This window comes from Mycetohabitans sp. B3, assembly GCF_021498065.1.
Lineage (GTDB): Bacteria > Pseudomonadota > Gammaproteobacteria > Burkholderiales > Burkholderiaceae > Mycetohabitans.
This window is the reverse complement of the sequence record NZ_JAHLKN010000001.1, coordinates 21,357-46,387: the sequence shown is the minus strand read 5'-3', so window position 1 is coordinate 46,387 and position 25,031 is coordinate 21,357. Positions and strand designations below refer to the sequence as shown.

General features: G+C 63.4%; 23 protein-coding genes and 1 pseudogene. 15 read left to right on the top strand and 9 right to left on the bottom strand.

The window, feature by feature from the left end:
- Nucleotides 1-17 precede the first annotated feature (17 nt).
- Both KQH55_RS00210 and mnmC read right to left on the bottom strand, forming a co-directional pair.
- Nucleotides 18-1,220 carry a cation:proton antiporter gene (locus KQH55_RS00210; protein ID WP_076785849.1) on the bottom strand — a complete coding sequence of 401 codons (1,203 nt, stop codon included), beginning with the start codon at nucleotides 1,218-1,220 and terminating at the stop codon, nucleotides 18-20.
- A 1,071-nt stretch (nucleotides 1,221-2,291) separates the two neighbouring features.
- Nucleotides 2,292-4,280: a bifunctional tRNA (5-methylaminomethyl-2-thiouridine)(34)-methyltransferase MnmD/FAD-dependent 5-carboxymethylaminomethyl-2-thiouridine(34) oxidoreductase MnmC gene (mnmC, locus tag KQH55_RS00205; protein WP_076796734.1), complete on the bottom strand. Its 1,989-nt coding sequence runs from the start codon at nucleotides 4,278-4,280 to the stop codon at nucleotides 2,292-2,294.
- A 346-nt stretch (nucleotides 4,281-4,626) separates the two neighbouring features.
- Between mnmC and KQH55_RS00200 the strand changes: the two genes are divergently transcribed.
- The gene (locus KQH55_RS00200) at nucleotides 4,627-4,905 is read left to right on the top strand and encodes an HU family DNA-binding protein (protein ID WP_076785847.1); all 279 of its coding nucleotides are present in this window, start codon (nucleotides 4,627-4,629) and stop codon (nucleotides 4,903-4,905) included.
- 115 nt (nucleotides 4,906-5,020) lie between these two features.
- Here KQH55_RS00200 and KQH55_RS00195 read toward each other — a convergent pair whose 3' ends face one another.
- From KQH55_RS00195 to KQH55_RS00185, 3 genes and pseudogenes are all read right to left on the bottom strand, one after another.
- Nucleotides 5,021-5,197 (bottom strand): hypothetical protein, encoded by a 177-nt coding sequence (locus KQH55_RS00195; protein WP_170872373.1) that lies wholly within the window; start codon nucleotides 5,195-5,197, stop codon nucleotides 5,021-5,023.
- Nucleotides 5,169-5,411: pseudogene (locus KQH55_RS00190) on the bottom strand (GTP-binding protein); the annotation flags it as partial. The pseudogene KQH55_RS00190 and the gene KQH55_RS00195, both read right to left, overlap by 29 nt.
- Nucleotides 5,412-5,447: 36 nt before the next feature.
- Nucleotides 5,448-5,897, bottom strand: coding sequence for a lytic transglycosylase domain-containing protein (locus KQH55_RS00185; protein WP_076797326.1), 450 nt, complete (start codon nucleotides 5,895-5,897; stop codon nucleotides 5,448-5,450).
- A 496-nt stretch (nucleotides 5,898-6,393) separates the two neighbouring features.
- On the opposite strand from KQH55_RS00185, the gene gspD reads away from it, so the two are divergent.
- From gspD to gspF, 3 genes are read left to right on the top strand one after another with little or no spacing between them, the layout of a single operon-like run.
- A complete protein-coding gene (gene gspD / locus KQH55_RS00180) occupies nucleotides 6,394-8,835 on the top strand; it encodes a type II secretion system secretin GspD (RefSeq protein WP_235089962.1) in 2,442 nt (813 codons plus the stop codon).
- A 32-nt stretch (nucleotides 8,836-8,867) separates the two neighbouring features.
- On the top strand, nucleotides 8,868-10,358 hold the full coding sequence (gene gspE / locus KQH55_RS00175) for a type II secretion system ATPase GspE (RefSeq protein ID WP_076796732.1): 1,491 nt from the start codon (nucleotides 8,868-8,870) through the stop codon (nucleotides 10,356-10,358).
- 12 nt (nucleotides 10,359-10,370) lie between these two features.
- Entirely contained in the window at nucleotides 10,371-11,588 is a 1,218-nt protein-coding gene (gspF, locus tag KQH55_RS00170; RefSeq protein ID WP_235089961.1) for a type II secretion system inner membrane protein GspF, read from the top strand.
- Nucleotides 11,589-11,637: 49 nt separating this feature from the next.
- Here the strand turns inward: gspF and KQH55_RS00165 are convergent, their stop codons facing one another.
- Nucleotides 11,638-12,069 carry a general secretion pathway protein GspC gene (locus KQH55_RS00165; protein ID WP_235089960.1) on the bottom strand — a complete coding sequence of 144 codons (432 nt, stop codon included), beginning with the start codon at nucleotides 12,067-12,069 and terminating at the stop codon, nucleotides 11,638-11,640.
- Between the two features lie 237 nt (nucleotides 12,070-12,306).
- Between KQH55_RS00165 and gspG the strand changes: the two genes are divergently transcribed.
- The 9 genes from gspG (at nucleotide 12,307) to KQH55_RS00120 (ending at nucleotide 20,090) form a co-directional block, all read left to right on the top strand.
- Nucleotides 12,307-12,771 carry a type II secretion system major pseudopilin GspG gene (gspG, locus tag KQH55_RS00160; protein WP_076785842.1) on the top strand — a complete coding sequence of 155 codons (465 nt, stop codon included), beginning with the start codon at nucleotides 12,307-12,309 and terminating at the stop codon, nucleotides 12,769-12,771.
- Between the two features lie 22 nt (nucleotides 12,772-12,793).
- Nucleotides 12,794-13,330, top strand: coding sequence for a GspH/FimT family pseudopilin (locus KQH55_RS00155; protein ID WP_373566341.1), 537 nt, complete (start codon nucleotides 12,794-12,796; stop codon nucleotides 13,328-13,330).
- Nucleotides 13,302-13,712: a type II secretion system minor pseudopilin GspI gene (gene gspI / locus KQH55_RS00150; RefSeq protein ID WP_076785841.1), complete on the top strand. Its 411-nt coding sequence runs from the start codon at nucleotides 13,302-13,304 to the stop codon at nucleotides 13,710-13,712. The genes KQH55_RS00155 and gspI overlap by 29 nt, the downstream gene beginning before the upstream one ends.
- Nucleotides 13,690-14,349, top strand: coding sequence for a type II secretion system protein J (locus tag KQH55_RS00145; RefSeq protein WP_076785840.1), 660 nt, complete (start codon nucleotides 13,690-13,692; stop codon nucleotides 14,347-14,349). The genes gspI and KQH55_RS00145 overlap by 23 nt, the downstream gene beginning before the upstream one ends.
- Nucleotides 14,346-15,479: a type II secretion system minor pseudopilin GspK gene (gene gspK / locus KQH55_RS00140; protein WP_235089959.1), complete on the top strand. Its 1,134-nt coding sequence runs from the start codon at nucleotides 14,346-14,348 to the stop codon at nucleotides 15,477-15,479. Before KQH55_RS00145 ends, gspK begins: the two co-directional genes overlap by 4 nt.
- A 67-nt stretch (nucleotides 15,480-15,546) precedes the next feature.
- Nucleotides 15,547-16,974 carry a type II secretion system protein GspL gene (gene gspL, locus KQH55_RS00135; RefSeq protein WP_235089958.1) on the top strand — a complete coding sequence of 476 codons (1,428 nt, stop codon included), beginning with the start codon at nucleotides 15,547-15,549 and terminating at the stop codon, nucleotides 16,972-16,974.
- Nucleotides 16,950-17,480, top strand: a complete 531-nt coding sequence (gene gspM, locus KQH55_RS00130) for a type II secretion system protein GspM (protein ID WP_373566340.1) — start codon at nucleotides 16,950-16,952, stop codon at nucleotides 17,478-17,480. Before gspL ends, gspM begins: the two co-directional genes overlap by 25 nt.
- 16 nt (nucleotides 17,481-17,496) lie before the next feature.
- Entirely contained in the window at nucleotides 17,497-18,276 is a 780-nt protein-coding gene (locus KQH55_RS00125) for a type II secretion system protein N (RefSeq protein ID WP_235089953.1), read from the top strand.
- A 269-nt stretch (nucleotides 18,277-18,545) separates the two neighbouring features.
- Nucleotides 18,546-20,090 carry an efflux transporter outer membrane subunit gene (locus KQH55_RS00120; RefSeq protein WP_076796726.1) on the top strand — a complete coding sequence of 515 codons (1,545 nt, stop codon included), beginning with the start codon at nucleotides 18,546-18,548 and terminating at the stop codon, nucleotides 20,088-20,090.
- A 99-nt stretch (nucleotides 20,091-20,189) separates the two neighbouring features.
- Here the strand turns inward: KQH55_RS00120 and KQH55_RS00115 are convergent, their stop codons facing one another.
- Entirely contained in the window at nucleotides 20,190-20,558 is a 369-nt protein-coding gene (locus KQH55_RS00115; protein ID WP_139337418.1) for a hypothetical protein, read from the bottom strand.
- Between the two features lie 201 nt (nucleotides 20,559-20,759).
- On the opposite strand from KQH55_RS00115, the gene KQH55_RS00110 reads away from it, so the two are divergent.
- Nucleotides 20,760-21,524, top strand: coding sequence for a phytanoyl-CoA dioxygenase family protein (locus KQH55_RS00110; RefSeq protein ID WP_076796725.1), 765 nt, complete (start codon nucleotides 20,760-20,762; stop codon nucleotides 21,522-21,524).
- Between the two features lie 77 nt (nucleotides 21,525-21,601).
- On the opposite strand, the gene KQH55_RS00105 is transcribed toward KQH55_RS00110, so the two are convergent.
- Both KQH55_RS00105 and KQH55_RS00100 read right to left on the bottom strand, forming a co-directional pair.
- Complete coding sequence (locus KQH55_RS00105; RefSeq protein WP_041753951.1) at nucleotides 21,602-21,805, bottom strand: DUF3185 family protein; 204 nt, start codon at nucleotides 21,803-21,805, stop codon at nucleotides 21,602-21,604.
- Between the two features lie 220 nt (nucleotides 21,806-22,025).
- Nucleotides 22,026-23,450 (bottom strand): MATE family efflux transporter, encoded by a 1,425-nt coding sequence (locus KQH55_RS00100; RefSeq protein ID WP_235089950.1) that lies wholly within the window; start codon nucleotides 23,448-23,450, stop codon nucleotides 22,026-22,028.
- 427 nt (nucleotides 23,451-23,877) lie between these two features.
- Here KQH55_RS00100 and ada point away from each other — a divergent pair, with 427 nt between their 5' ends.
- Nucleotides 23,878-25,005, top strand: coding sequence for a bifunctional DNA-binding transcriptional regulator/O6-methylguanine-DNA methyltransferase Ada (ada, locus tag KQH55_RS00095; RefSeq protein WP_076797322.1), 1,128 nt, complete (start codon nucleotides 23,878-23,880; stop codon nucleotides 25,003-25,005).
- Nucleotides 25,006-25,031: the final 26 nt, after the last annotated feature.

Sequence of the window (25,031 nt, the reverse complement as noted above, 5' to 3'; positions counted from 1 at the left end):
CGCGGCTGCACCAATTGTCATTGACGCCGTTCACCCGCGCGCGCCAGTCCCCAATACACGAGCAGTGGCGCAGCCAGTTGCAGCGTGACAATCGAGCACATCAGCACGGCTCGAAACGCGGGGTCGAAGTCAGGATACAACGCATAGGTGTCGTCCATCAGCAAGTACGCGAGCGCGGACATCGGCGCAAGCGACACGCCCAGCGCAGTACCTTGACGCAGGTCGATACCGCTGGGCTTAGCAAATGCCAGTACACCCACCAGCTTGGCGACGAAGCGCGCGACGATTAACACAAGCGCGGCCAATCCACCCATGGCGATCTGCGACCATTGGAAGCTAAGTAGCGTCAACACAAACAGGATCACGGTTAGCAGCCAGCCGGCGCTGCCGAAATGCTCAGGCCACAGCTGCGGGCGCTCATCCAAGTTCTTGAAGATGATTCCCGCTGCGAGCAAGGCCAGAACCGTGGACAACTTGAACAGATGCGCGATGGCGATCGCCAGGAGCACGAGGCCAAAGATCGCGACAAATGAATGCTCGTCTTGCAAACCGATACGCCGGTACAGGAAATTACAACTGCGCGCAAGCCCATAGGCCAACACCGACGAGCCGACAATTAAGTAAATCGGCTGCACAATCGTGGCGAACGCGTTGCCGTAGTACTCCTGGTGCAACCAGCCAGACACCAGCTTCACCAATACGACAGCGTACATGCTGTTGAGTGCCGCGAGGGTCAGCAAACGCTGCGTGACCTGCCCCTGTGCACGCAGTTCGGTCTTTAACTGGATTACCATCGCAGGCGAAGTGGCGATCGCGATCGCCGCCAGCACGGTTGCCTCGACGACCGGCATCTTCAACGACAGCAATGCGCCAAACACCGCGATGAACGTCAACGCCCCCTCGGCCAGGCTCGATACGATCAGCCATGGATTCTTGCGCAACCAACGCAAGTCGACACGGCTGCCAAGCTCAAACAGCAATAAGCCGAGTGCCACGTCCATTAACAAGCGTGTCGAAAAACCCAATGTCGCATCAATCGCATGCGCACCGGTGCCCGAAGCCACCAGGCCGATGATCGCATAGCCGGTAATGCGCGGTAAGCGAAACGCCCGCCAACAGGCTTCACCGCACAACCCGGCGATCAGTAAGATGAGGCCGGCATAGAAAACCGCGTCGGGAACCAGCGGCCAGCTCGGAAAAAAAGAAAACGCCGACTTCATCGTGATGCCTTCTCCTGTCAAGTATCCAGCGTTTCTGCAAAGTATTTGCCTAGAGGACAGTCGTTGCGCACCACCGGCGCGGCTGGCTCATTATCTACGATCGTCGCCGGTTTGCGCGTGGCCGCCGGGCGGCACGCGTGGCGATATACCCTGTGCGAACACCGCATCGAAATACCACGGCGTGAAGCAATCCACAGCCTGATACGACCGGTTGGGCACGTTCCGTCAAGGTGGCGGCTGCGTCGCCTGACGGGCGCGTCCGCTGTTGCACCGCAGATCGTTGTAGCTATGTGTCCCGTGCGATGCCGGATAAGCCGGATTGGCTGCCCGAGCAAATACGAGCAGAGTAGAAAGTGCTCGATTTTGCCATAGCCCGGCTATCTCGAAGCAACTTTGTGGATTTCAAACGAAATCGATACGCCTGAGTCGGTAAAAACAACGTGGTACGCATTGGTTAGGCACGAGTGATGGGTGATTTTGACCGATGTATGCCACTCGCGATGCTATTTGAGGAGTTTGACGGATGTGCGTCTGTTCCCGAGTAGCTGCTCGATGCATTGGCACTGGGTCTTGTTCACTTGACTCCCACGTAATCAAACCACCCTTAGTACATGCGACAGCTGGGTTAGCAAACCGTACTGCATGGGTGGAATGGCCAATTGTTTACAGCGCACGAAGAACAGCGAGTAGTGAATTTAGTTGACTTGATGCATGACGAAACCTGGCTGTGTTGTGTAGGTGATCCTGACATATCGCCCATTTGTCTAACTCGGCATGACCGAGTGTTGGTTTTAAGGTTTACCGTATATGTAAACGTAGTAGCAGTTAACAACGCGGTGCTCTGCCTGTGGATAACCTAAGTTAACCTCTTGTAAACATCTACTTGCCATACTGAGAAGTCTTCGGAAAAAATGTGTGGCGCGCACTGCTTTCGCCGAACAACTTTCTGACCGCAAGTTCACAGCCAGCTGTTACCCAGAATGGGTCCACATGCCGTGCGTCAGTAACCCATACGGTTATCCACAGCACGAGGTGGATAACCGCGAACGGACGTCAGGTCACTGCGCCGCTCTATCGCTGAGCTGCAGCGCGCAGTGCCCGCAGCAGGTAACGCGCCGGATCCAATGCGTCGGCCAGGTCCCGCTCCAGGGGCCAAGGCTCGCCGTTGATCTGGCTGGCGAGCAATTCGCCGCCTATCGCCGACCACACGAGTCCTCGTGAACCATAAGCGAATGCACCGTACAGGCCAGAGCGCCGTTGCAGATCCGGCAGCCGAGCGCCGGACTGGGAGGCGCCGGCTGCCATCGGATTCGCTTCGTCCGCTAGCGGACCAACCATGGGTAGCCGGTCACTGACCACGCAGCGTAGGCCCACCCGCCCCTGTACCTTGGCCCAGTCGATTGACGGCGCAATTCCCGGTATTAGCGCGCGCAGACGGGCGAGATTCTCGTCGTGTGACGCGCGCCGCTCGTCCAAGCCGGTGTCATCCATGTCGTAGCTGGCACCGGTCATCAGGCGGCCGTTATCCAGTGCTAGTGCGTAGCCATCGCCCATTACGGGCACACGAAGCGAAGTCGGTGCGGCATGTGGTAATATTGTCAATTGCCCGCGGGCCGATCGCACCGGCGCGTGTGCTAAATGGCACAGACGGACCGCGTCGTGCGCGTTGGCGATGACCGCGACGGGTGCCGTGGCGATCCGCCTGCCCGTTGCATCAAGCGCGTGCCAGCCTTCCACATCATGGACGAGTTGCTCAACGCGCACGCTGAACAGCGTGCGCCACGCCGGGCTTTGGCCGTTTGCGGCGAGCGCGGTACGGGCCGCGGCCAATTGGGCGCAGCACAGCGATGGCGGCGCGATCCATCCGCCATAGGGAAACCAGACGCCGCCGCGTTCAAGCGTGACGCCAGCGTAGGCGCTGGCTGCATCGCGGTCCACCGCGACGGCGAATCCAGTCGGCAGTCGGGCCGCGGCGAGGGCGTTGCGTAACGCCGCGGCCTCGACGTCGTCTTGCGCGAGCTGCAGCAGCCCGCCGGCGTGCCAATGCAGCGTATGGCCGGCGTCGGCCAATGTCTGCCAGGCTCGCAGCGCATACAGAAAGCCCGCACTCGAGAGCCGCGTGGCGGGTGTCACCGTGCGCGCGATCATCGGATGGAACACGCCCGCCGGGTTACCTGACGCTTCGCTCGCCGGTGCTTCGCGCTGTTCCAGCAGTGTGATCGCCCAGCCACGCGCAGCCAGCCGCTCGGCTACTGCGCAGCCGGCCAGTCCCGCACCGACCACGATCGCATGGCGGTGCGTCCAGGCAGCGCGCGGCGGCGGTTCGTGGCGTCGGACCCGGTAGGCCGGTGCAAATTCACCGACCAGCATGTCGCGCTTGGCGCCGTAGCCCTGTGCCTTACGGTGCACGAAACCGGCGCCGGTGAGCGCGGCTTTGACCTTGCCGGCCGAGGTATAAGTGGCGAACGTGGCGCCGACTTCGGCCATCCTGGCCAGCGCCTTGAAGATGGCGGGCGACCATAGCGCGTCGTTCTTGGCCGGCGAGAAGCCGTCGAGATAGAACGCATCGGCGCGCACGGCCAGTTTGGGCAGCATTTGCGCTGCATCGCCCAGTGCCAGTGTCAATGTGACGCGTCCGTTATCGAACACCAGCCGATGGAGGCCGGGCGTGAGCATGGGCCAGGCGCTTACTAGCTCGCGCGCAAGGCCTGCCAGTTCGGCATGCGAATCGAGCAGGCGCGTGAGTAGCGTGTCAAGATCGTCGCGGCTGAACGGATGTTTTTCGACGGAAACAAAATGTAGCCGATCGCATCGCGAGGGGTCGCCGCGCCATTGCGACCATGTGACGAGAAAGTTTAAGCCGAGCCCGAAGCCGGTCTCCACGATCGAAAACACCGCTTTGTGTTGCCAATTGGCGGGCAGTCGGTTTCCCGTAACGAATACGTGCAGCGCCTGGCCGATACCTCCCATCGCGCTATGGTAGACATCATTGAACAGCGGCGAATAAGGGGTGCCGTCCTCGCGCAATGCAAGCTGCGCGGCAATGAGCGGGCCAGTCATTGGGCTCTAACGTTGGCAAAAACCAACGCTGGCCGGGTTTTTATCGGGATGGGAGCGAACATCGCGTTCCTTTTCGGCATAAACTGCGCACAGCGCATGAAAGAGCAGGTAAATTCTGCAGAACCCTTGTCAATAAAGGGTTTGCCGTGGTTATCATAGCAAGTACCGTCTACGCACGTAGGGGTGCACCAGTTCGAGATGGGAGGCGGCAACGCTATACGTTGCATCGTCGCAGGTGGCTTGCGGAACGCTTGCAGCAAGATCGCGGGACTCGACGCCAGGGCTCGCGCACGTATAATCGGCGCGTTTGTGGCGTTCATAATCAACCAACTTTAGAAGGATACGTATGAACAAACAGGAACTGATCGACACGGTCGCCGCGCAGACCGGTGCCAGCAAGGCGCAAACCGGTGAGACGCTCGACACGCTACTCGAAGTTATTAAGAAGGCTGTGTCCAAGGGCGACAGCGTCCAGTTGATTGGCTTTGGCAGCTTCGGCTCGGGCAAGCGCGCAGCGCGCACTGGCCGTAACCCGAAGACCGGCGAGACGATCAAGATTCCCGCTGCAAAGACGGTCAAGTTCACGGCCGGCAAGGCGTTCAAGGATGCCGTCAACAAGCGGTAAGCGCTGACGCAGGCAGCCGTGCCGCCCGCCGCCCGCGAGCGGGTGCACTTTCCCCGCGCCACGTCCGGCGAACGCGCCGGACGTGGCGCGCGGCACCGCGGTGTACATTGATCGGCTAGCGAACGCCGGCAACCCCGGGTGTGTTCTTGGGTGGGTCATCGGCATCGCTGACGTGATCGAACGCTTCGCTCCATTGCGGAAACGGGTCGGCGAATTCCTGCCATGCCGACGGATCGGCGCCCTCCTGTCCTGCTTGCCATTGCGTCGCGCAACGTGCAGCAGATGCAGCCATTCGAAAGCTCGACGAGCCGTTCATCGACGTGCGACAGCTCGCTCGCGCCGCGTACCAGTTGCGCATCGATATTGACCGACGCGACATCATTGACAATGACGGCCACGCGCAAGCCGGCGCGGTTCGCGAGGATATGATTGAGCAGTGTGGTCTTGCCGCCGCCAAGAAAGCCGCAGAGTACGGTGACAGGGAGGGGGGCGGAAGTTATCGTCACATTCTACACCTGCCGCCGTCGCTTGTGCCGCTTAGCTCAGCGTTGTGCGAGCAGGTTCCACTTGTTCAGGATCGCCATGATTTGCTTAGCGTACTTGTCGCGCAGCGCCGGTGTTTCGGAATGGTAAGAACCGACCGCCTGCCAGGTATTGCCGTATTTGTCCATTTGGCGCCGTAAGTGCCAGGCGGCGATGTAGACGGCTTTGCATGGTTCCATGAGCGTTTGGTGCGAGATGCCGTACGACGCAAGCTTGGGTAGGTGGATCGAGTTGATCTGCATCAGGCCGTAGTCGGTCGAGCCATTCGCGTTCTTGTGCAGCGCATCAGGTCGGTTGTGCGACTCCTGCCACGCGATCGCGCGCAGGATCAGTGGATTCACGTGATGATAGGCAGCCGCGTTGTCGAAGCAGTCCGCATGCGCGCGCGGTGACGTCAGCGCGAGCAGGCTGGCGGCAAAGGCGATCGAGGTGACGGATCTCAATTTCATCGTTTCGGACAGGAGCAGTTTCAAGGCGGCACCCGGCGTGTACAATGCGACTCCGGCACGGCCGGCGCGTGCCGGCACGTGTACCCTCGTGCCACTTCGTCGCTCATGGTAACGCATTGGGATGCCCGGTCTGGGGCGTGGCTTCGCGCCGGCACGCGTCACTGCGCGGCACGCCACCGAGTTGTGCCGCGCGTGGCCCATTATCTGGCACGATAGGCGGCGGAACTAGGCGGTTGCTCACAGAGGCGGCAGGCGGAATAATCCGCCGCCGGCATTTTTGCCATGGTGAGCAATGCGTGCGCAAGTAAGGATCGGTTAGAGATAGCTTTTTGTCCGAATTCGACGAATGATCGTTCTTGTGATAGTTCAGCGTTAAAAAGCTGTTAATGTTGCAATTTTGGCACCCCGCATGGCATCTTTTGCGGCATCACACCAAACTACTTGCATAATTGATCGGCCTGGGCACCGCCCGGCCGGCGCCAAACACCACTATCCAATGACACAGAATCGTTTTCCTGCGCGGCGCATGGCGCGTTCGCTGCTGGTCGCGGGTCTGATCGCCGCCGTGCTCGGGGCGTCGCCCGCTCGCGCGCAGGTCACCTTGAATTTCGTCGATGCCGATATTGACCAGGTCGCCAAGGCAGTCGGCGCGGCGACCAACAAGACGATCATTGTCGACCCCCGCGTTAAGGGGCAATTGAACCTCGTTTCCGAGCAGCCGGTGCCGCAGGATCAAGCGCTCAAGACGCTGCAGTCCGCGTTACGGATGCAGGGGTTCGCGCTGGTGCAGGACCATGGGGTGCTGAAGGTCGTGCCGGAAGCCGATGCGAAGCTGCAAGGCGTGCCGACCTATATCGGCAACACGACGCCGGCCCGCGGCGACCAAGTGGTCACACAAGTGTTCCAATTGCGCAATGAGTCAGCGAACAACCTGCTGCCGGTGTTGCGCCCATTGATCTCGCCAAATAACCAAATTGCCGCCTATCCGGCGAACAATACGCTGGTGGTGACCGACTACGCGGACAACGTGCGCCGTATCGGCCGGATCATCCAGGGCATCGACACGTCGGCCGGGACACAAGTGCAGATCGTGCCGTTGAAGAACGCCAGCGCGGTCGATGTCGCGCAACAACTGGGCAAGCTGCTCGACCCGGGTGCAATCGGGGGCACCGATGCGACGCTGCGCGTGAGCGTGAACGCCGACCCGCGGACCAATTCGGTGCTGCTGCGCGCGGTGAGCCCGTCAAGGCTGGCGGCGGCGAAATCGTTGATTGCGACGCTGGACGCGCCGACGACGCAACCGGGCAATATCCATGTGGTGCCGCTGCGCAACGCGGAAGCGGTGCGCTTGGCCAAGACGCTGCGCGGCATGCTCGGACAGGGCAGCCGCGGCGCAACGGGCTCGGAATCGCTAGGCAGCGGCGGTAAATCCGATTCATTCGGCGGCGGTCTTGGCACCTCCACTGGCGCTTCTGGGCTGCCACCGCTGCCGTCGGGCTCGTCCAGTGCGATGAGCCGCAACCCGCTGTCGGGCAGTGGCGGCATCGGCGGATTCGGCTCCGGGCAGTCGAGGGACCAGAGTTTCAGCGACAAGGAGAGTAGCAACGACGACAATGCGCAGGGCGGCATCGTGCAGGCCGACCCAGCCACCAATTCGCTCATCATCACCGCGCCAGAGCCATTGTACCGGAACATCCGCAACGTGATCGACCAGCTCGACCAGCGCCGGGCGCAGGTCTACATCGAAGCGGTAATCGTGGACATGAACGCGACCACCGGTGCCAACCTCGGTATCCAATGGCAGGGCGCGCTGTTGTCGAACAACGGCAACAATGGGTTGTATGGCGGCTCGAACTTCAATGCAAACGGCAGCCAGGGCATCGTCGGCTTGAGCGCCACCGGCGCCATCGTCGCGCAGGACCCGGCCACCGCGGCTGCACAGATTGGCCCGAACAATTTGCTCAACAACGGCCTGAACATCGGCCTGTTGCACCGCTTCGGTAAGGTCTTCGGTCTGGGCGGCCTGTTGCAGGCACTGGCCACGAGCAGCGATACCAACATCCTGTCCACGCCTAACCTAATCACGCTGGACAATGAAGAGGCGCGGATCGTGGTCGGCCAAAACGTACCGGTGGTGACCGGTTCGTACGCGACGCCGACCGCCAATACGACGACGTCGGTCAGCGCGTTCAACACGTTCGATCGCCAGGACGTGGGGATCACGCTGCATATCAAGCCGCAGATCAGCGAGGGCGGTGTGCTGAAGCTGCAAATCTACCAGGAGGATTCCGCCGTGCAGCAAGGCACGCAGTCCAACCCTGGTGGGGTGTCGATCACCAAGCGCTCGATCCAGTCCACCGTGCTCGCGGACGACGGCGAGATTATCGTGCTCGGCGGCCTGATCCAGGACAACTACATGAACGGCAATTCGAAGGTGCCGTGGCTGGGCAATATCCCCGTGCTCGGCAGCCTGTTCCGTAGCGAACAGAAGGCGCGCACGAAATCGAACCTGATGGTGTTCCTGCGTCCGGTGATCGTACGCGACCAGAGCACCAGTAGCCAATTGGCGCTGGACCGCTACGAGTACTTGCGTGCTGAGCAGGCTGCATACCAATCGGATAACCGGATCATCAAGGACCGCGAAACGCCGTTGCTGCCGCCCGCGCCGCTGGGGCCGAACGAGGGAGGCGGGCCCGCAGCGAACAACGTGTTCGACCTGCGCTCGACATATGGCCGCGGCGGACCGTACCATGGCAATGGAGTTGATGCGCGCGACAATGGCGCGGCAGCGGCGAGCGCACCGCCCTCTGTTGATACTGCACCGGGTGCACCCGGTGCAACCAACGCGTCCGTCGACGATGCTGCTGCACCGGTGGGCGCGTTGCCGGCGCCCGCGTCGCCGGTCGATTCTACGGTGACGCCCGAACAGCGTCCGTGACGCCCGCCCTTTCTGTAACGACAGGTCCGTTGATGCGTACCGTGACTGCTTCGAACGAAACCGTTGTCGGCCGCGAGCCGCCGTCGCCATTGGCCGCGCGGCTGCTGCCTTACGCGTTCTCGCGCAGCGGCCAGATCCTGATCGCGCACCAGCACGCCAGCGGACTGGATGTCTGGATCAGCGAGCGCACCAGTGCCGCGGCGCTGGCTGAGGTGGCGCGCAACTTCGGCGCGCTGACGCTGACCCGCTTGCCGTCAGATGAATTGACGCAGGCGATCAACAGCGCGTACGCGCGGCAGGATGGCAGCGCTGCGCAAGTGGTCGGCGAGGTCGAGGGCGAAGTCGACTTGTCCAGGCTGATGCAGGACATTCCGGAGGTCGAGGATCTGCTCGAGTCCGAGGACGACGCGCCGATTATTCGGATGATCAATGCGCTGCTCACACAAGCTGCGCGCGAAGGCGCGTCGGATATCCACATCGAGCCGTTTGAGCACACGTCGGTCGTGCGTTTTCGCGTGGACGGCACGTTGCGCGACGTGGTGCGGCCAAAAAAGGCGCTGCATGGCGCGCTGATCTCGCGCATCAAGATCATGGCGCAACTGGACATCGCCGAAAAGCGCTTGCCGCAGGACGGGCGCATCACGTTGCGCGTCGGCGGGCGTCCGGTTGATGTTCGGGTATCGACGCTGCCCACTGGTCACGGTGAACGCGCGGTGCTGCGGCTGCTCGAGAAGGATGCGCAGCGACTGAACCTAGAGCGGCTGGGAATGGGCCCCGATACGCTTGCGCAATTCGACAAGCTGATTGGACGCCCGCACGGCATCGTGCTGGTGACCGGCCCGACTGGCTCGGGCAAGACCACGACGTTGTATGCGGCGCTGTCGCGGCTGGAGACCGAGACGTCGAACATCATGACGGTCGAGGACCCGATTGAGTACGACTTGTCCGGCATTGGGCAGACGCAGGTCAATGATCGCATCGGGATGAATTTTGCTCGCGCGCTGCGCTCAATCCTGCGGCAGGATCCGGACATCATCATGATTGGAGAAATCCGCGACCTGGAAACGGCGCAGATCGCGGTGCAGGCGTCGCTGACCGGGCACTTGGTGCTGGCCACGTTGCACACCAACGATGCGGCATCCGCGGTGACGCGGCTTACCGACATGGGCGTGGAGCCCTATCTGCTCGCGTCGAGCCTGCTGGGCGTGCTCGCGCAACGTCTGGTGCGCCAGTTGTGTCCGGTATGTAAGCGACAGAGCGTTGATGATGGCCGCGTGCAGTGGCATCCGGTCGGTTGCGACCAATGTGGCCACTCAGGTTATACCGGCCGCCGTGGTGTCTATGAACTGTTGGTGATTGATGACGCGATCCGCACGCTGATTCACCGCAATGCATCGGATGCCGAACTGCTCCAGCGCGCACGCGCGGGCGGCATGCGTACATTGCGCGAGGATGCGCAGCGCTGGCTCGACACCGGCGTGACCTCGCTCGAGGAAGTGCTGCGCGTGACCGGCGGGGAATAACACGGACCGCTTATGCCCGCTTTCCGATTCGAGGCGATTGACGCCACAGGCAAGTCGCAACGCGGCGTCGTCGAGGCCGACAGCGCGCGCGCCGCGCGTGCGCAGCTGCGCACGCAAGGGTTGACGCCGCTACTGGTTGAGGCCGCTGGCAGCCGCGCGCGTGGCGAGCGCAGCCAGCGGCTGGTATTCGGTCGCAAGCTGTCGCAGCGTGAGCAGGCACTTTTTACGCGCCAGCTGGCTAGCTTGTTGATCGCCGGGCTGCCGTTGGACGAAGCGCTCGGTGTGCTGACGGACCAGGCCGAGCGCGAGTACATCCGCGAGTTGATTGCTGCCATCCGTGCCGAAGTGCTCGGCGGTCAGTCACTGGCCGGCGCGCTGGCGCAGCATCCGCGCGATTTCCCAGAGATCTATCGCGCACTGGTGTCGGCCGGCGAGCATACTGGCAAGCTTGGGCTCGTGCTGTCCCGGCTGGCTGACTATATCGAGCAGCGCAACGCGCTGCGCTCGAAGATCCAACTCGCCTTCACGTACCCTGCCATTGTCACGCTGGTGGCGTTCAGCATTGTGACGTTCCTGCTCAGCTACGTGGTGCCGCAGGTGGTCAGCGTGTTCGCGAGCACGAAACAGCAATTGCCACTGCTAACGGTGATGATGATGTCGCTGTCGTCGTTCGTGTGGCACGGCTGGTGGGCGATTCTGTTGACCGTGGTGGTCACGATCTGGCTCGTGCGTCGCATCCTGCAGCAAAGCGGGCCGCGCCTGGCGTTTGATCGCTGGCTGCTCGGCGCGCCGCTCGCCGGCAAGCTGGTGCGCGGCTATAACACGGTGCGCTTCGCGTCGACGCTCGGGATCCTGACCGCCGCCGGCGTGCCGATTCTGCGCGCGCTTCAGGCCGCCGGGGAAACATTGAACAATCGTGCCATGCGTTCGCTGGTGGATGAGGCGATCGTACGCGTGCGCGAGGGAACCTCGCTGTCACGCGCGTTGGGTAACACGCGTACCTTTCCGCCAGTGTTAGTGCATCTCATTCGCTCCGGCGAAGCGACGGGCGACGTGACGTCGATGCTCGACCGTGCATCGGAAGGCGAGGCGCTGGAACTGGAGCGACGCACGATGTTCCTGACCAGCTTGCTGGAACCGCTGTTGATCCTCGCGATGGGCGGGGTGGTGCTGATGATCGTGCTGGCGGTGATGCTGCCGATCATCGAGTTGAACAGCATGGTGGGCTGAGCGCCGCGACGCGGCGGGGGTCGCCGCGCCGTGGTTCATTGCCTGTGGTTCAGCGCACGTAGATCGTTGGTTGGCCTTGTGCGTTGGGGGGCAGAAAGATTTCCGAGCGCCCGCCATTGCGTTCGACGACGATCGAGCGCTGCCGCACGGCGACGAGCTTCACACCCCGCGCAATCGGGCTGTTTAGCGATATCGCGCGGGCCGGGTCAGCGCCGTACGACACGATCGCGGCCGCGCCGTCGGCCAGCGCGAGGATGCCGGACAGGTGGATGTTGGCCACACGCGTGTCGCCGGCGTGCGAGCCGAACAGGGTCTGCGCCGCGTCGATGGTGACCGGCAGACGGCCCGGCGCGGCGGCTGGAAGCGGTGCGGTGTCGCGGGAGCCGAGCGTGACGACCCAGTAAGTGACGGTCGCGCACAGCACGGCGAACAAGGCGAGCGATAAAAGCCGCACCGCAAGGCGTTGAGTCAGAAAGTTCATGGCAGATATTGTACGAGCTTATATGACATTGAGAAGAGTGCATGGCGTTAGATCACAGCAGACGGCATGGCGAGCGCGTGCGTCATGGCGCCACGGGGGAGCGCAAAACGGCGGCCGTACGGACCGGTCGCCCGGACAGCGGCTTAAAATGGCTGCGGCACGAGGCTGGTCGATGAGCGCCGATGCACTGGCGCATCACGACGGCTTTTTTCAGTTAATTCGAGTAACGAGGTAGGAATGCAATACGCAAGACCAACGATTCGCCGCCAGGCCGGCACGTCGGCGCGCCGCCAGCGTGGTTTTACGCTGATTGAAATTATGGTCGTGATCGCGATCCTTGGGATCCTGGCCGCCCTGGTAGTGCCCAAGATTATGAGTCGTCCCGATCAGGCACGCCGCGTGGCGGCGAGCCAGGACATCCATACGATTATGGATGCGCTCAAGCTGTACCGGCTCGACAACGGCCGGTATCCGACACAGGAGCAAGGTTTGCGTGCGTTGATCCAGAAGCCGTCGACGGATCCGGTGCCAAACAATTGGAAGGAAGGGGGCTACCTCGAGAAGTTGCCAAATGATCCCTGGGGTAACCCTTACCAGTACCTGAACCCGGGCGTGCACGGCGAAATCGACGTGTTCAGCTATGGCGCCGATGGTAAGCCAGGCGGTGAGGGCAACGACGCCGACATCGGCTCGTGGCAGTAGTGCGCGAGCCAGCGCGCAGCTCATGGCTCGTGTGATGGGCGTGACGATGATCGCCCGTGGCGCCGCGGCGCGCGGCGCTGGCTGTGTGCAGCCGTGCCGAGGCGCGCGCGGGGCGGCCGGCTTCACGCTGCTGGAAATGCTGGTGGTGCTGGTGATCGCGGGCATCCTGGTATCGATGGCGACGCTGACGATGACGCGCAATCCGCGCACGGATCTGAACGAGCAGGCGCAGCGTCTGGCGTTGCTGTTCGAGTCGGCCGGCGACGAGGCGCAGGTGCGTTCCCAGCCGATCGCCTGGGTGCCGGTAGCAGGCGGCTATCGCTTCGAGGTGCGTACCGTGGATGGCTGGCGTGCACTGCGTGACGATCTGCTTGCGCCGCGTCGCTGGGACACGGAAGTGACTGGGGTGGCGATACGTTATCCAGGATCGGACGAGACGGCCAGCCGGATCGTGTTCGGGCTGGAGAGCATCGACACGCCGGTGCAGGTCACGCTTTATTCGGCGATCGGTCAGGTCAGCATCGCCGGCAATGGCAATGGCCGCTTCGAGGTGCATTGAGATGAGGCGCGGCACACGTGGTTTCACGATGATCGAGGTGCTGGTTGCGTTGGCGATCATCGCGATCGCGCTTGCTGCATCGTTGCGTGCGGTCGGCGTGCTGGCCGTTAATAGCAGCGAGTTGAACAAGCGCATGTATGCGGGTTGGAGTGCAGACAACGAACTAGCCAGGCTGCATTTGACGAAGGCGTGGCCCAATATCGGCTCGCGCACGTTTGACTGTTCGCAGGGCAATCTCGCATTGAGTTGTACGGAGCGAGTATCGGCCACCCCGAATCCGATCTTCCGGCGCGTTGAGGTGTTTGTCGCCACCCCGGGGCAGCCGGGCTACCTGGTGCAAATGGTTACGGTCATCGCCAATGAAACCAGCCGCTCGCTCTGACCAGCAGCGTGGCTTCACGCTGATCGAACTGCTGGTCGCGATTGCGATCCTGGCGGTGATCGCCGTGCTGTCGTGGCGCGGGTTGGATTCGATCACGCGCAGCCGCGAGGCGATCAGCCGCTCAATGGAGGACGAGCGCGTCCTGGCGCAGCTGTTCGATCAGATGCGCGCGGACGCTCGACAGGCGGCCACCGATGACCAGGCGGGCACCGCGGCGGTGGCGATCGGTAATGGCGAGCTGCGCATCGTGCGTCTGCTGTTCGCCCAGGACAGTGCGCCGCGGTTGCAAGTGGTGCGTTACCGGCTCGACAATGGGCGGATCATCCGTCTCGCGTCGCCGCCGATCGCCACGCGGGGACAATTGCGCAGTGCGCTGCGTGGCGGCTTGGATGGCTGGAGCGAGGTGTCGCTGATCGGCGGTGTTAGCGCGATGCGCATGCGTCTGTTTGTGCCGCAAGTCGGTTGGACCCGTTCCATGGCCGATGTTGACGCGACCATCGCGAAGAGCATGAACAACCTCAGGGTACCCGGCTTGAACGCCGCGCCGCTGCTGCGCGCGGCCACAGGGCTGGAGGTGACGCTGCGCGCGCCGCAGGTCAGCGCGCCGCTCACGCGCGTCCTGTTGATCGGGGAATGATGATGTGCGCCCATCGCCGTCCAGATCTTCTGCGTTGCGCTCGGCCGCCACGGCGTACGCGCGCCGAGCGCGGCGCCGCGATCGTCACGGCGCTATTCGTGGTCGCGCTTGCGGCCATGCTGGTCTCCGCAATGCTGTGGCGGCAGCAGGTGCAGATCCGGCGGATCGAGAACCAGCGGTTGCTGGCACAGGCGCGCTGGATTTCGCGCGGTGCGACCGATTGGACGCGGCTGATTCTGCGCAGTGAGGGCGATACCACGCCGAGTTTCACATACCTGGGTGGTATCTGGGGCGTGCCCATCGCACGCACGCGCCTGTCCGACTTTCTCGGCCAGATCGGCGAGGTACGTGCCGAGGAAGGGGCCGCAACGTACCTGTCCGGTTCGATCGAGGATGCGCAGGCGCGCTTTAACTTGCGCAATCTGGTCACCATTCCACGCCCTGGTGTCATCGCGGTTGACCCGAACCAACTGCTGGCGTTCCAGCGATTGCTGTCGTCGCTGGGATTGGATGGACAATTGGCCGGCCGTGTCGCCAGTGCGGTGCGCGACAGCCTGGCGGGCTCCGCGACGCGCTTTCAGACGAATGCACAGGCGTCGCTTGGCGCGAGTGGCGCGTCCGTTCAGCAGGCAGCGGCCGGCTCAGCGATCAGCGGCGAGTTGACCGACAAGCCGGGACTCGAAGGCGGTGACGATGCGGCCGCGCGTCGGCCGATCCAGATGGTTGATGCAACCGCGCTGCTGGATGTGGCCGGTTTTACGCCGGAGATGGTCGCGCGCCTTAAGCCGTTTGTGATCGTGCTGCCAACCAGCACGGTGCTCAACATGAATACCGCCAACGCCGAAGTGATCGCCGCCACTATACCGGGTATGTCAATCGGTGCGGCGCAAGCGCTGGTGGCGCGCCGCAGCACGGTGTTCTTTCGCAATACGGGCGACGTGCAGCTCGCGCTACAGGCGGCTGGCATCCCCGCGGTGGGGAGGAACCTGAACACAATCGGCGTCGACACGAACTACTTTATCGTGCATGGCAAAGTCCAGCATGAGCGTGCCGAATTGATCCGTACGACTTTGATATACCGCGACGCGTTGACCAAGACCACGCGCGTCGTCAGTGTGAGGGACGAGTGATGCGCCAGCCTCGCGTCGCGCTTCCTTGCCTTGCAATTCAACCCCGTCATCGAACGAGGACTGCTTCTTGACCACGCTGATCGTCCAACTGCCGCCGCGCGACCCGGCGGTGCCGTCGCAAGAATGGCAACTGCCGGATCTGCCGTTTCTGCTGCTCGACAAGCAAGGCCGGACCCAACGCGCCGGCCGTGCGTCGCTGGCGTTGCTGCCACGCGCCACCCGTACCGTGCTGATACTAGCCGCGCGCGACCTGCTGATGCTGGCCGCGACAGTGCCGCCGCTCAAGGGCCCGCGCTTGCGCCAGGCACTACCCAATGTCATCGAGGATCATCTGATCCAGGATGCGCAGACCTGCCACATCGCGCTCGATCCGGCCGGGCCGATCGACGGCAAGCGCGTGGTCGCCGCGATTGACCGCGGCTGGTTCCGCTTCATCTGTGATGCGTTTCGCAGCGCTGGCCATACATCGCTGCGTGCGGTGCCGGTCACGCGATGCCTGCCGCAACCGGGCGCCGTGCAGCACGCACTGGACGAGGTTGACTCGCAGGCTGCCGCCGGCGTGGCACGGCCCCGGGTCGCGGCTGACGGCGGCGGCGCGGACCTGTCTAATGCTGAGGTGGGTGATGAGGCCGGCGTTCCTGCGCATTTGCCGATCGTCGCCGCGATCCTCGGCGATGTCGTGCGCACGAAGCCGGCCACGCTGCTCGGCGAACCGGGTGAGCTGGCTGGCGCATTTGGGCCGCATTGGGAGCTGGCGCTGGCGCGCGGTGCGCTTGGCGAGGGCTTTGCGGTGCCGGTCGATGCGCTGGAGCCGACGCTTGCTGCCCTGGCCGCCGATGCGCCGGTTACCCTTTATCGGCTCACCGGGGTGCCGGGCAGCGAGCTGCACGCCAGCCTTGATGGCAATGACGCGGCGGCGCCGGCTACGCATATTAAGGCCTTGCCGCTGACGTTCGAGACGCTGGCACACAACGCGCTGGCGCAGGACTTCGATCTATGCCAGTTCGAGTTCGCGCCGCAATTGTGGAACCTGTCCGGCGCCACGCTCGCGCGCTGGCGCTTGCCCATCGCGCTTGCGCTCGCGTCGATCGTCGCCGCGGTGATTGGCGTGAACGTGCAATGGCTGATGTTGGCGAGGCAGCGTGATGCAATCAATATACAGATGACCGAGTTGTTGCTCAGCGCCTTTCCGAAAACCACGGTCGTGCTCGATCCGGCCGATCAGATGACGCGGCAACTGGACCAGTTGCGGCTGGCTGTCGGCGAGCCGGCGCCAGACGATTTTCTGTCGCTGGCCGATGCGCTTGCCCGCTCGCTGGGGCCAGTGCCGTCCAATACGATCGCGCAGCTGGACTATCGCAACCGTGCGCTGGAGGTGACGTTCAAGCCGTCGGTCGCCGTCGATAACGGACTGACGCAACGCCTGGCCCGCCATGGCGTAGCCGGCGAGGTAGATACCAGCACCAGCAAATGGACGATCAGGAGTGCACGATGAAAGGGAAAAGCGCCGTAGCGACGGCTCTGAGCGATTTTTGGGGCGAGCGGGCGCCGCGCGAGAAGAAGTTGATCACGATTGGCGGCGTCGTGCTGGCACTGGTCGTGCTGTATTCGGTGGCGTTGGGCCCCGCACTGAGTGGCCGCGCAAAGCTGCGCGCTGACTTGCCCGCGATGCAGCGTCGCCTGGCGCAGATGACGGCCGACGCGAATGAGGCCCGCTCACTCGCCGTACAGGCGCAGGGCCGTGCGCCTACCGGCAATGCGCTTAAGGAGGCGTTGGCCGCGTCGCTCGCGCAACGCGGGCTGGCGGCGACGCAGTTGAACGTGGCCGGTCCCAACGTCCAGCTTCAATTGAAGAACGGGCAGTTCGGCAGTTGGGTTGCGTGGCTGGACGATGTGCGCCGGCAGTTCAAGGTTAAGGTTTCGCAGGCGCATATCAGTGCATTGAAGGATGACGGCCAGGTGGACGTCACCGCGACGCTGCAGCCGGCTAATACAAAATGATCCGACGAGACCCACGATGAATTTTTTCTGGCACCGGATCGCGCGCGCGTTGCCTTGGATCGTCGCGGGCGGCTTGGCGGTGCTCATTACGCTGTTATGCATCGCGCCCGCCGCGTGGATCACGCCGCAGTTCGGGCGGGCCACCGGCGGACGGGTGAACTTGGTGGATCCGGCTGGCTCGCTGTGGCACGGGTCAGCCACGCTGCTGCTGGCGCCCGGCAACGATCGCGCCAATTCGACGCTGCTGCCTGGCCGGGTCGAATGGCACACTGCCTTTTGGCCGCTGTTCGGCGGCCGCTTGCACATGACGCTGCAGCATACCGAAGCCATGCACCAGCCGGTCACGCTGGACGCGTCGCGCAGCCAGGCCGTGCTCGGTGCTGGTTCACTGGCGTTGCCCGCCACGTTGCTCGAAGGGCTGGGCGCACCATTCAATACGCTGGATTTGCAAGGTGACGTGCGGTTGTCCTGGACCGACATGCGCGTGCTGAACCAGCAGGCGTATGGACAGCTCACCGTGCGGCTGACCGACATGGCCTCGCGCATATCGCCGGTCCGGCCACTCGGCAGCTATCGTGCCACGTTGCTTGCGCAAGGCCCGGCGGCGGCGCTGCAACTGGCGACGCTGAGCGGCCCGCTGCAACTGGACGGCGCCGGGCAGTGGCAGCAAGGGCGCTTCTCGTTCAATGGCACCGCCCGTTCGACGAGCGAGGCCCGCGGCAGTCTGGCCGGGTTGTTAAACCTGCTGGGTCGCCGCATCGATGACGCAACATACGCGATCACCTTTGCGCGCTGAAACCTAGGCAGGTAGGTCAATGCAGCGAGAAAACATAGCCTAGGCTACCTTGAAGAAAAGATTGCATAGGCAATAAAATGGCGCTGCTGGTTTTTCGTTTTCGCCATCGAGGCCCTGTGTTGATCAGTCCGGCCGCGAGGTAGCGGCTTTGCAAGGGTCGTTTTGCCATGAAGTTCATCAACGCGCCGGCGTATTGGGCGGTTTATGCTTCGCATTGCGCGGCAGGCTGTTCAACGGGCCGAGCGCCGCGTCCGGTTATAGGAATTTCAATGCATTTGGACTTTTGCGATTTTCCGGCGGCGCAACGCGATACCGCCGCGCCTGACCGTACCTTCATTTTACGCTATGCGCTGGCGTTCGCACTATTGCTTAGCGGCTGCGCGGTGGGTCCCAACTACACGCGTCCGGGCGTCGTAGTACCGTCGAGTTTCAAGGAGGCCGCGCCCGGCTGGAAAGTGGCGCAACCAGCCGATCAGCAGGACCGTGGCAATTGGTGGGCCGTTTATCGCGATACGCAATTGGACGCGTTGATGGACCGGCTCAACGCCGCAAACCAGACCGTCGCGCAGTTCGCTGCGGCGTACCGGCAGGCGCGCGCGCTGACTGCCGAGGCGCGCGCAAGCTGGTTCCCGACCCTCAGCGGGTCGGCCTCCGGCAGCCGTGTCGGATCGGGCAGCGCGTCGCGCGGCACGACGACAAGCGGGGTGGCGACCGGCGGCTCGCGCGTATCGAACCACTTCAGTATGTCGCTGGACGCATCATGGGAGGCGGACTTGTGGGGTGGAATTGCCCGCGCAGTGGCGTTACAGAAGGCTGGGCAGCAGGCGGCTGCAGCCAATCTTGCCAATGCGCGACTGTCCGCGCAGGCGACATTGGCGCAGAATTATTACCTGCTGCGCACGTTGGACGCCCAACAAAAGATATTCGACGAGACCGTGGCCGCGTATCAGCGCACGCTCGAGTTGACCCAAAACCAATACAGGCAAGGTATCGTGCCGCGCTCGGACGTGATTCAGGCGCAAACACAATTGCAGTCGGCGCAATCCGCCGCGCTTGGCAACGGTATCGCCCGGGCACACTATGAGCATGCGATCGCCGTGCTGGTCGGCGAGCCCGCCTCGACATTCTCGCTGCCACCCACACCGCTTGACGTGACCCCGCCGGCGATCCCGGTATCGTTGCCCAGCGCGCTGCTCGAGCGCCGCCCGGATGTCGCCTCCGCCGAGCGCAAGGCTGCCGCGGCTAACGAGCAGATCGGCGTGGCGATGGCCGCGTTCTTCCCCTCGCTGACGTTGTCGGCGCAAGGAGGATTCTCCAGTTCGGTGCTGGCGCAGTTGCTGCGGGCGCCGTCGCGGTTCTGGTCACTTGGCCCGGAGCTGGCCGCGACGATCTTCGATGCAGGCTTGCGCAGCGCAAAAGTCGACGCGGCACGTGCTGCCTACGACGAGCAAGTCGCGGTGTACCGGCAGACCGTGCTGGCGGCGCTCCAAGATGTCGAGGACAACCTGAGTTCTTTGCGGATCCTGGAGCAGCAGATCATGCTGCAGCAAGCCAGCGTCGATTCGGCTCAGCAGGCGCTGGACATCGTACTCAACCAATACAAGGCCGGTACCGCCGCGTACCTGTCGGTGCTCACCGCACAGGCGAGCCTGCTATCCGCGCGGCAGACATTGCAGTCGCTGGCTGGTCAACGCATGACTGCGTCGGTCGGACTGATCAAGGCACTCGGCGGTGGCTGGGACGTTGCGCGACTGGATATCGAAACCGGCTCGGTGGCGGCGCCGACCGCTGCTTCCGAGATCTGCGGCAGCTGATGCCGCGGCACGGCTCGACTGCAGGTAGGCGTCGCCGGCGGGCACGGCACGTGCGTCGCGCGCTGCCGGCGTGGCCCCGGTGTCCGGGGCCGGCACGGTTCAGCGGCTGCCGAAATACGGCGACCAGGGGCCGGATGGAGGGGCATGGCGGCGCGGCGCGCGCACCAGATGAAGGCGGGGCCTTTGGCGCGGATGGCGCAGCGCTCGCGCCGGCGCAACGCGCACCGAGCGGCCCAGCGAGGCACGCCAGATGCTGTGTAGACGCAGATGGACGAGCGAGTGCGCCCACGCGCGTACGCTGCTGCTGCTCCAGCGCTGCGCGATAGTGTGCGACAAATGCGCGGCCAGCGCGCGTGTGCGCGCGACATGATGGCGCAGTGAACGCGCGGCGCGCCGTTGTGCGATACGCGTGATGTGAGCGGCACGCCAGACGGTGGCGGACATGCGTTTAGACAAACGGGCTGACATGATCATTGACTCGATATTGAAAGCGCCGAAGCGCCATTTTGCAGCGGTAACGGACTCAGCTTACACCCGAAATAGCTTACCCAACAGTGGCACGGACCACGCCGCCGCGTGGGGGTTCAAGGGTAAAAACATAGGTTGGAAGCGTGCCACGCGTACTGCACGTAAAATCGTTGGAATCGAAGTCATTGAACCGGATATGCGATGGCGGAGCATTTCTCAAAGAGAGGGCAGGTCGAGTTGCTGAGGCAGCACGGTTTTGTCGTCGTGCACGGATTGTTGCCGGCCGAGCGTTGCGAAGCGATCAAGCAGGCGGCGCGAGCCGAGCTTACGCAGCCGCAGGGACCGGTGGAATTTGAGGCGGATCTGCGCTATCCCGGCGCACCGCAATCGCACGCCGCGCCCGGCGGCAATACGGTACGCCGTTTGCTGGACGCCTACGCGCGCGATGCATTGTATCGACAGTGGGCCACGTCAACGGCAATCCGCAACTGGATGGAATTGTATTTTGGCGAGCACGTGTCGCTTTCGCGCGCGCATCATAATTGCATGATGACCAAGCACCCAACATACGGCAGTCTGACGGGCTGGCACCGCGACGTCCGGTATTGGGCATTCGAGCGCGAGGATCTGGTATCGGTGTGGCTCGCGCTCGGTACGGAGACCGTGGAAAACGGCGCGCTGTGGTTCGTGCCAGGATCACACGCGGTAGATTTTGCCCCGGAGCGTTTTGACGAGGCGAAGTTCTTTCGCGCGGACGTGCCCGAGAATGCAGCGTTGATCAGCACGGCGGTTTCCCCGGTGCTAAATCCGGGCGACGTAGTGTTCTTTCACTGCAACACATTGCATTCGGCGGGCAAGAACCTGACTGACGACGTCAAGTTCTCGCTGGTCTTCACCTACCATGGCGTCAGTAATGCACCGGTGCCGGGCACGCGCTCGGCGGCCAAGCCGGAAGTGCCGCTGTGAGCGCTGACGGGCGGTGAGCACGCGTGGCATCCGGACCGGGTGCACCGCCGCGTGCTCACGCACCAGTCCTGCGTACTTTAGCGTCGCGAGCTGAGCGCGAGCCCGACGATGCCGGCAACCAATGCCACCGCGCCGGCGGCGAGCAGCGTGATGGTGCGCTCGGTCGGCGTGCCGGTGAACAGGCGTGACACGTCATTGCTGAATGAGTGCAGTGATGTGCCGCCGAAATACAGCAGCACGATACCGCCGACAATCAGCGCGATCGATACAGCGTTACCCATGAAAGTGTCCTCCGTTGTTGTGCGATGCGCGTCGAGCGTGACCCGATTATCGCCGACGCACCGTGCGCCGCGGCGCACTGGATTGTTTGATTGCGTATAGCCCTAGGGCTTTTCGCATAAGTGGCCAGGCTGCCGTACAACGCTATTCGTCCGGCACTGCAGTGCCGGACGTGCGGCCGCCGCGGTCTCATGCTATCGGCCTGTCGAGCGGGCTGTGGCATCACTTTGGCGATATTCCGCCCAACTGCGCGTCGATACGCGGCAACACGCACGCCAGCGTGATACCGCGCGCCGCCATGAACAGCAGCAGTGACGCCCATAGCCCATCGTTGCCGAACGGGCCGGGCAGCGTCACCGTCCCCAGTATGAACACGGCGAGCGATATTGCCATGGCCCACATAAGGTCCCGCGTGCGCGTCGCGCCAATGAACACGCCATCGAATAGAAAGCCCCAGACGGAGATCACCGGCAGCGCCACGGCCCACGGCAGAAAGCGTACGGCCGTATCGCGGACCGCATGCTGATCGGTCAGGCAGCCGATGATCCATGTGCCGCCGCTCGCGTAGACCAGCGAAAAAACCAGTGCGCCGAGCCCGCCCCACACCATCGTGGTCCGCACAGCCTGACGGAAGGCATCGCGTTGGCGCGCGCCGATGGCGGCCCCAACCAGCGTCTCGGCGGCATGGGCGAATCCGTCGAGCGCATAGGCCATGAAGGTCTGGAAGTTCAGCAACAGTGCGTTGGCTGCCAGCACCAGGTCGCCCTGTGCCGCGCCGGCGTGCGCGAACCAGCCGAAACATGTCAGCAGGCACAGCGTACGCACGAAGAGGTCGCGATTGAGCGCAACCAATCGCCGCAGCGCGCCGGTATCCACAAGCGTAGTCCAGCGCAATGGCGGCAGCGCGCGTGGCCGCTGTCGCCACAGCAGCCACGCGCCCAGCGCGAAGCCGCACGCGTCGGCCGTCGCGGTAGCCGCACCGATACCGGTGATGCTCCAGTTGAAGACATAGACGTACAGCAGTACCGCCGCCACATTGACGGCATTGATCAACAGTTGAATGAACAACGCGACGCGCACACGCTGGCAGCCCAGCAGGAAACCCAGTATCACGTAGTTGCACAGTGCCAGTGGGGCGGCCCAGATCCGTGCGTGGCAATAGTCGCTCGCATACTGCTGCAGTGCGTTGCTGCCGCCGATGAGGCGCAACGCGGCACTGATCAATGGCGTGCGCGACGCGAGCACGACTAGGCCAATTATGGTCGCCAGTGCCAATGCGCGCAGCAGCGTCGCGCGCAACGCGACGGTGTCGCGTGCGCCGAATGCCTGCGCCGTGAGCCCGGTGGTGCCCATGCGAAGGAAGCCGAAGCCCCAGAAAACGAAATTGAAGAACAGGCCTGCAGCGGCGACCGCCCCCAGATACGCTGGGTCCGATAGGTGGCCCGCGACGGCCGTGTCCACCGCGCCAAGGATCGGCTGGGTTAGGTTTGCCAGAATGATCGGTATCGCCAGCGCGAGTACACGGCGATGCCACCGAGCAGCACTGATCGGTGTATTGGACAGGGACGCGGACAGCGGTTGGCACGGCGGCAAGCGGTCGTTGGATTCGTTCGTGGACAGCGCCATGTTGGGCAAGGCCGTCATCATGACGGAGAAGGGCTTGGAACGACGGATTCGCGTCCTGCGCGTGACAGCGACATAAAAAAAACCCGCTCATCAAGCGGGCTGAATCCATATCAGGAGGAGACATGGAGGAGACGGTTCTCACTATACTGATTCGGGTGCTGCAATGCAACATCTTTGCGTGGAAATTTTAGAGTAAGCATTCTATCGATCGGCGGATGATCCGTTCCTAATAGTGTCGAACCAGCGCTTTGTCCTGCCGAATGACAGCGCAAGATACGTGGCGCCCGGGTACGGCGACATCGATAAAGTGAATCACACGCTATCCATAGTAAAGGTCAGGTCCATTATGAGTGATCGAGCCACCATGCCAGTTTATCCGGCACACCGGGCCGGTTCACCGCGTGCGGTCGCCCCCGCGTCCCTGCCGAAGACGTATCATTCGATCGTCATGACGCACGATACAGCCAGTCCATCCAGCGGCGCGCCGGGCGATTACGCGAGCGATGATGCGCGTTGGAACGCGGTACGCGCGCACGACCCGTGCGCCGATGGGTATTTCTTCTTTGCGGTCCGCACGACCGGCGTGTTCTGTCGGCCGTCGTGCAAGTCACGTCCGCCGCGGCGCGAAAACGTGCGCTTCTTCGCGTCCGCCGACGCGGCCATGGCGGCGGGTTTCCGCGCGTGCAAGCGCTGCCAGCCGCTACGTGTTCCCCGCGAGGTCGAATTGGTCGCGCGGGCCTGTTCGGTGCTAGCCGAACGGATCGACGAGCGCGTCACGCTGGCGCAGCTCGGCGACGCGGTCCACACGAGTCCCTATCATTTACAGCGCGTCTTCAGTCGCATGATGGGTATCTCGCCGCGCCAATATCACGCGAATTTGCGCGCTGAGCGGCTGCGCGAAACGCTGCGTTCGGCCAGCAGCGTGACCGATGCGGCGTTGGACGCCGGCTTCGAATCTGCGTCGCCGCTGCGCAATGCCGCACGAGGGCATCTGGGCATGACCCCGTCGGCGTACCGCAAACATGGCGCCGGCATGACGATCGCCTATGCGATCGCCTCGAGTCGGCTGGGTCCGGTACTAATCGCGGCCACCGGGCGCGGCCTGTGCAAAGTGGCGTTCGGTGACGACGAAGCCTCACTGTTACACGCATTGCACGACGAGTTTCGCAACGCGAAGCGGGTCTGCGATCCTGAACGCCTCGCGCACTACGTCGAGCGTATCGACGCCTACCTGGACGGACGTGCCGATCCGACGAACTTGCCGTTCGATGGGGTGGCGACTGCGTTCCAGCGCCGCGTCTGGGACGCGCTGCGCCGGATTCCGTACGGACAGACGCGCAGCTATACCGAGGTCGCGGCTGAACTTGGCGTGCCGAACGCGGTGCGGGCGGTCGCCGCCGCATGTGCCGCGAATCCGGTGGCATTGGTCATTCCTTGTCATCGCGTGGTCCAGAAAAGCGGTGCGTTGGCCGGCTACCGGTGGGGGCTGCAGCGCAAGGCGGCGTTGCTCGACGCGGAACGGCGCGGTGGCGCGGTCCGCGCTGCAACGCTCGGCGCGGAACCCATCGATGCGTAATGCGTTCACCACGCCGATCGCTTATC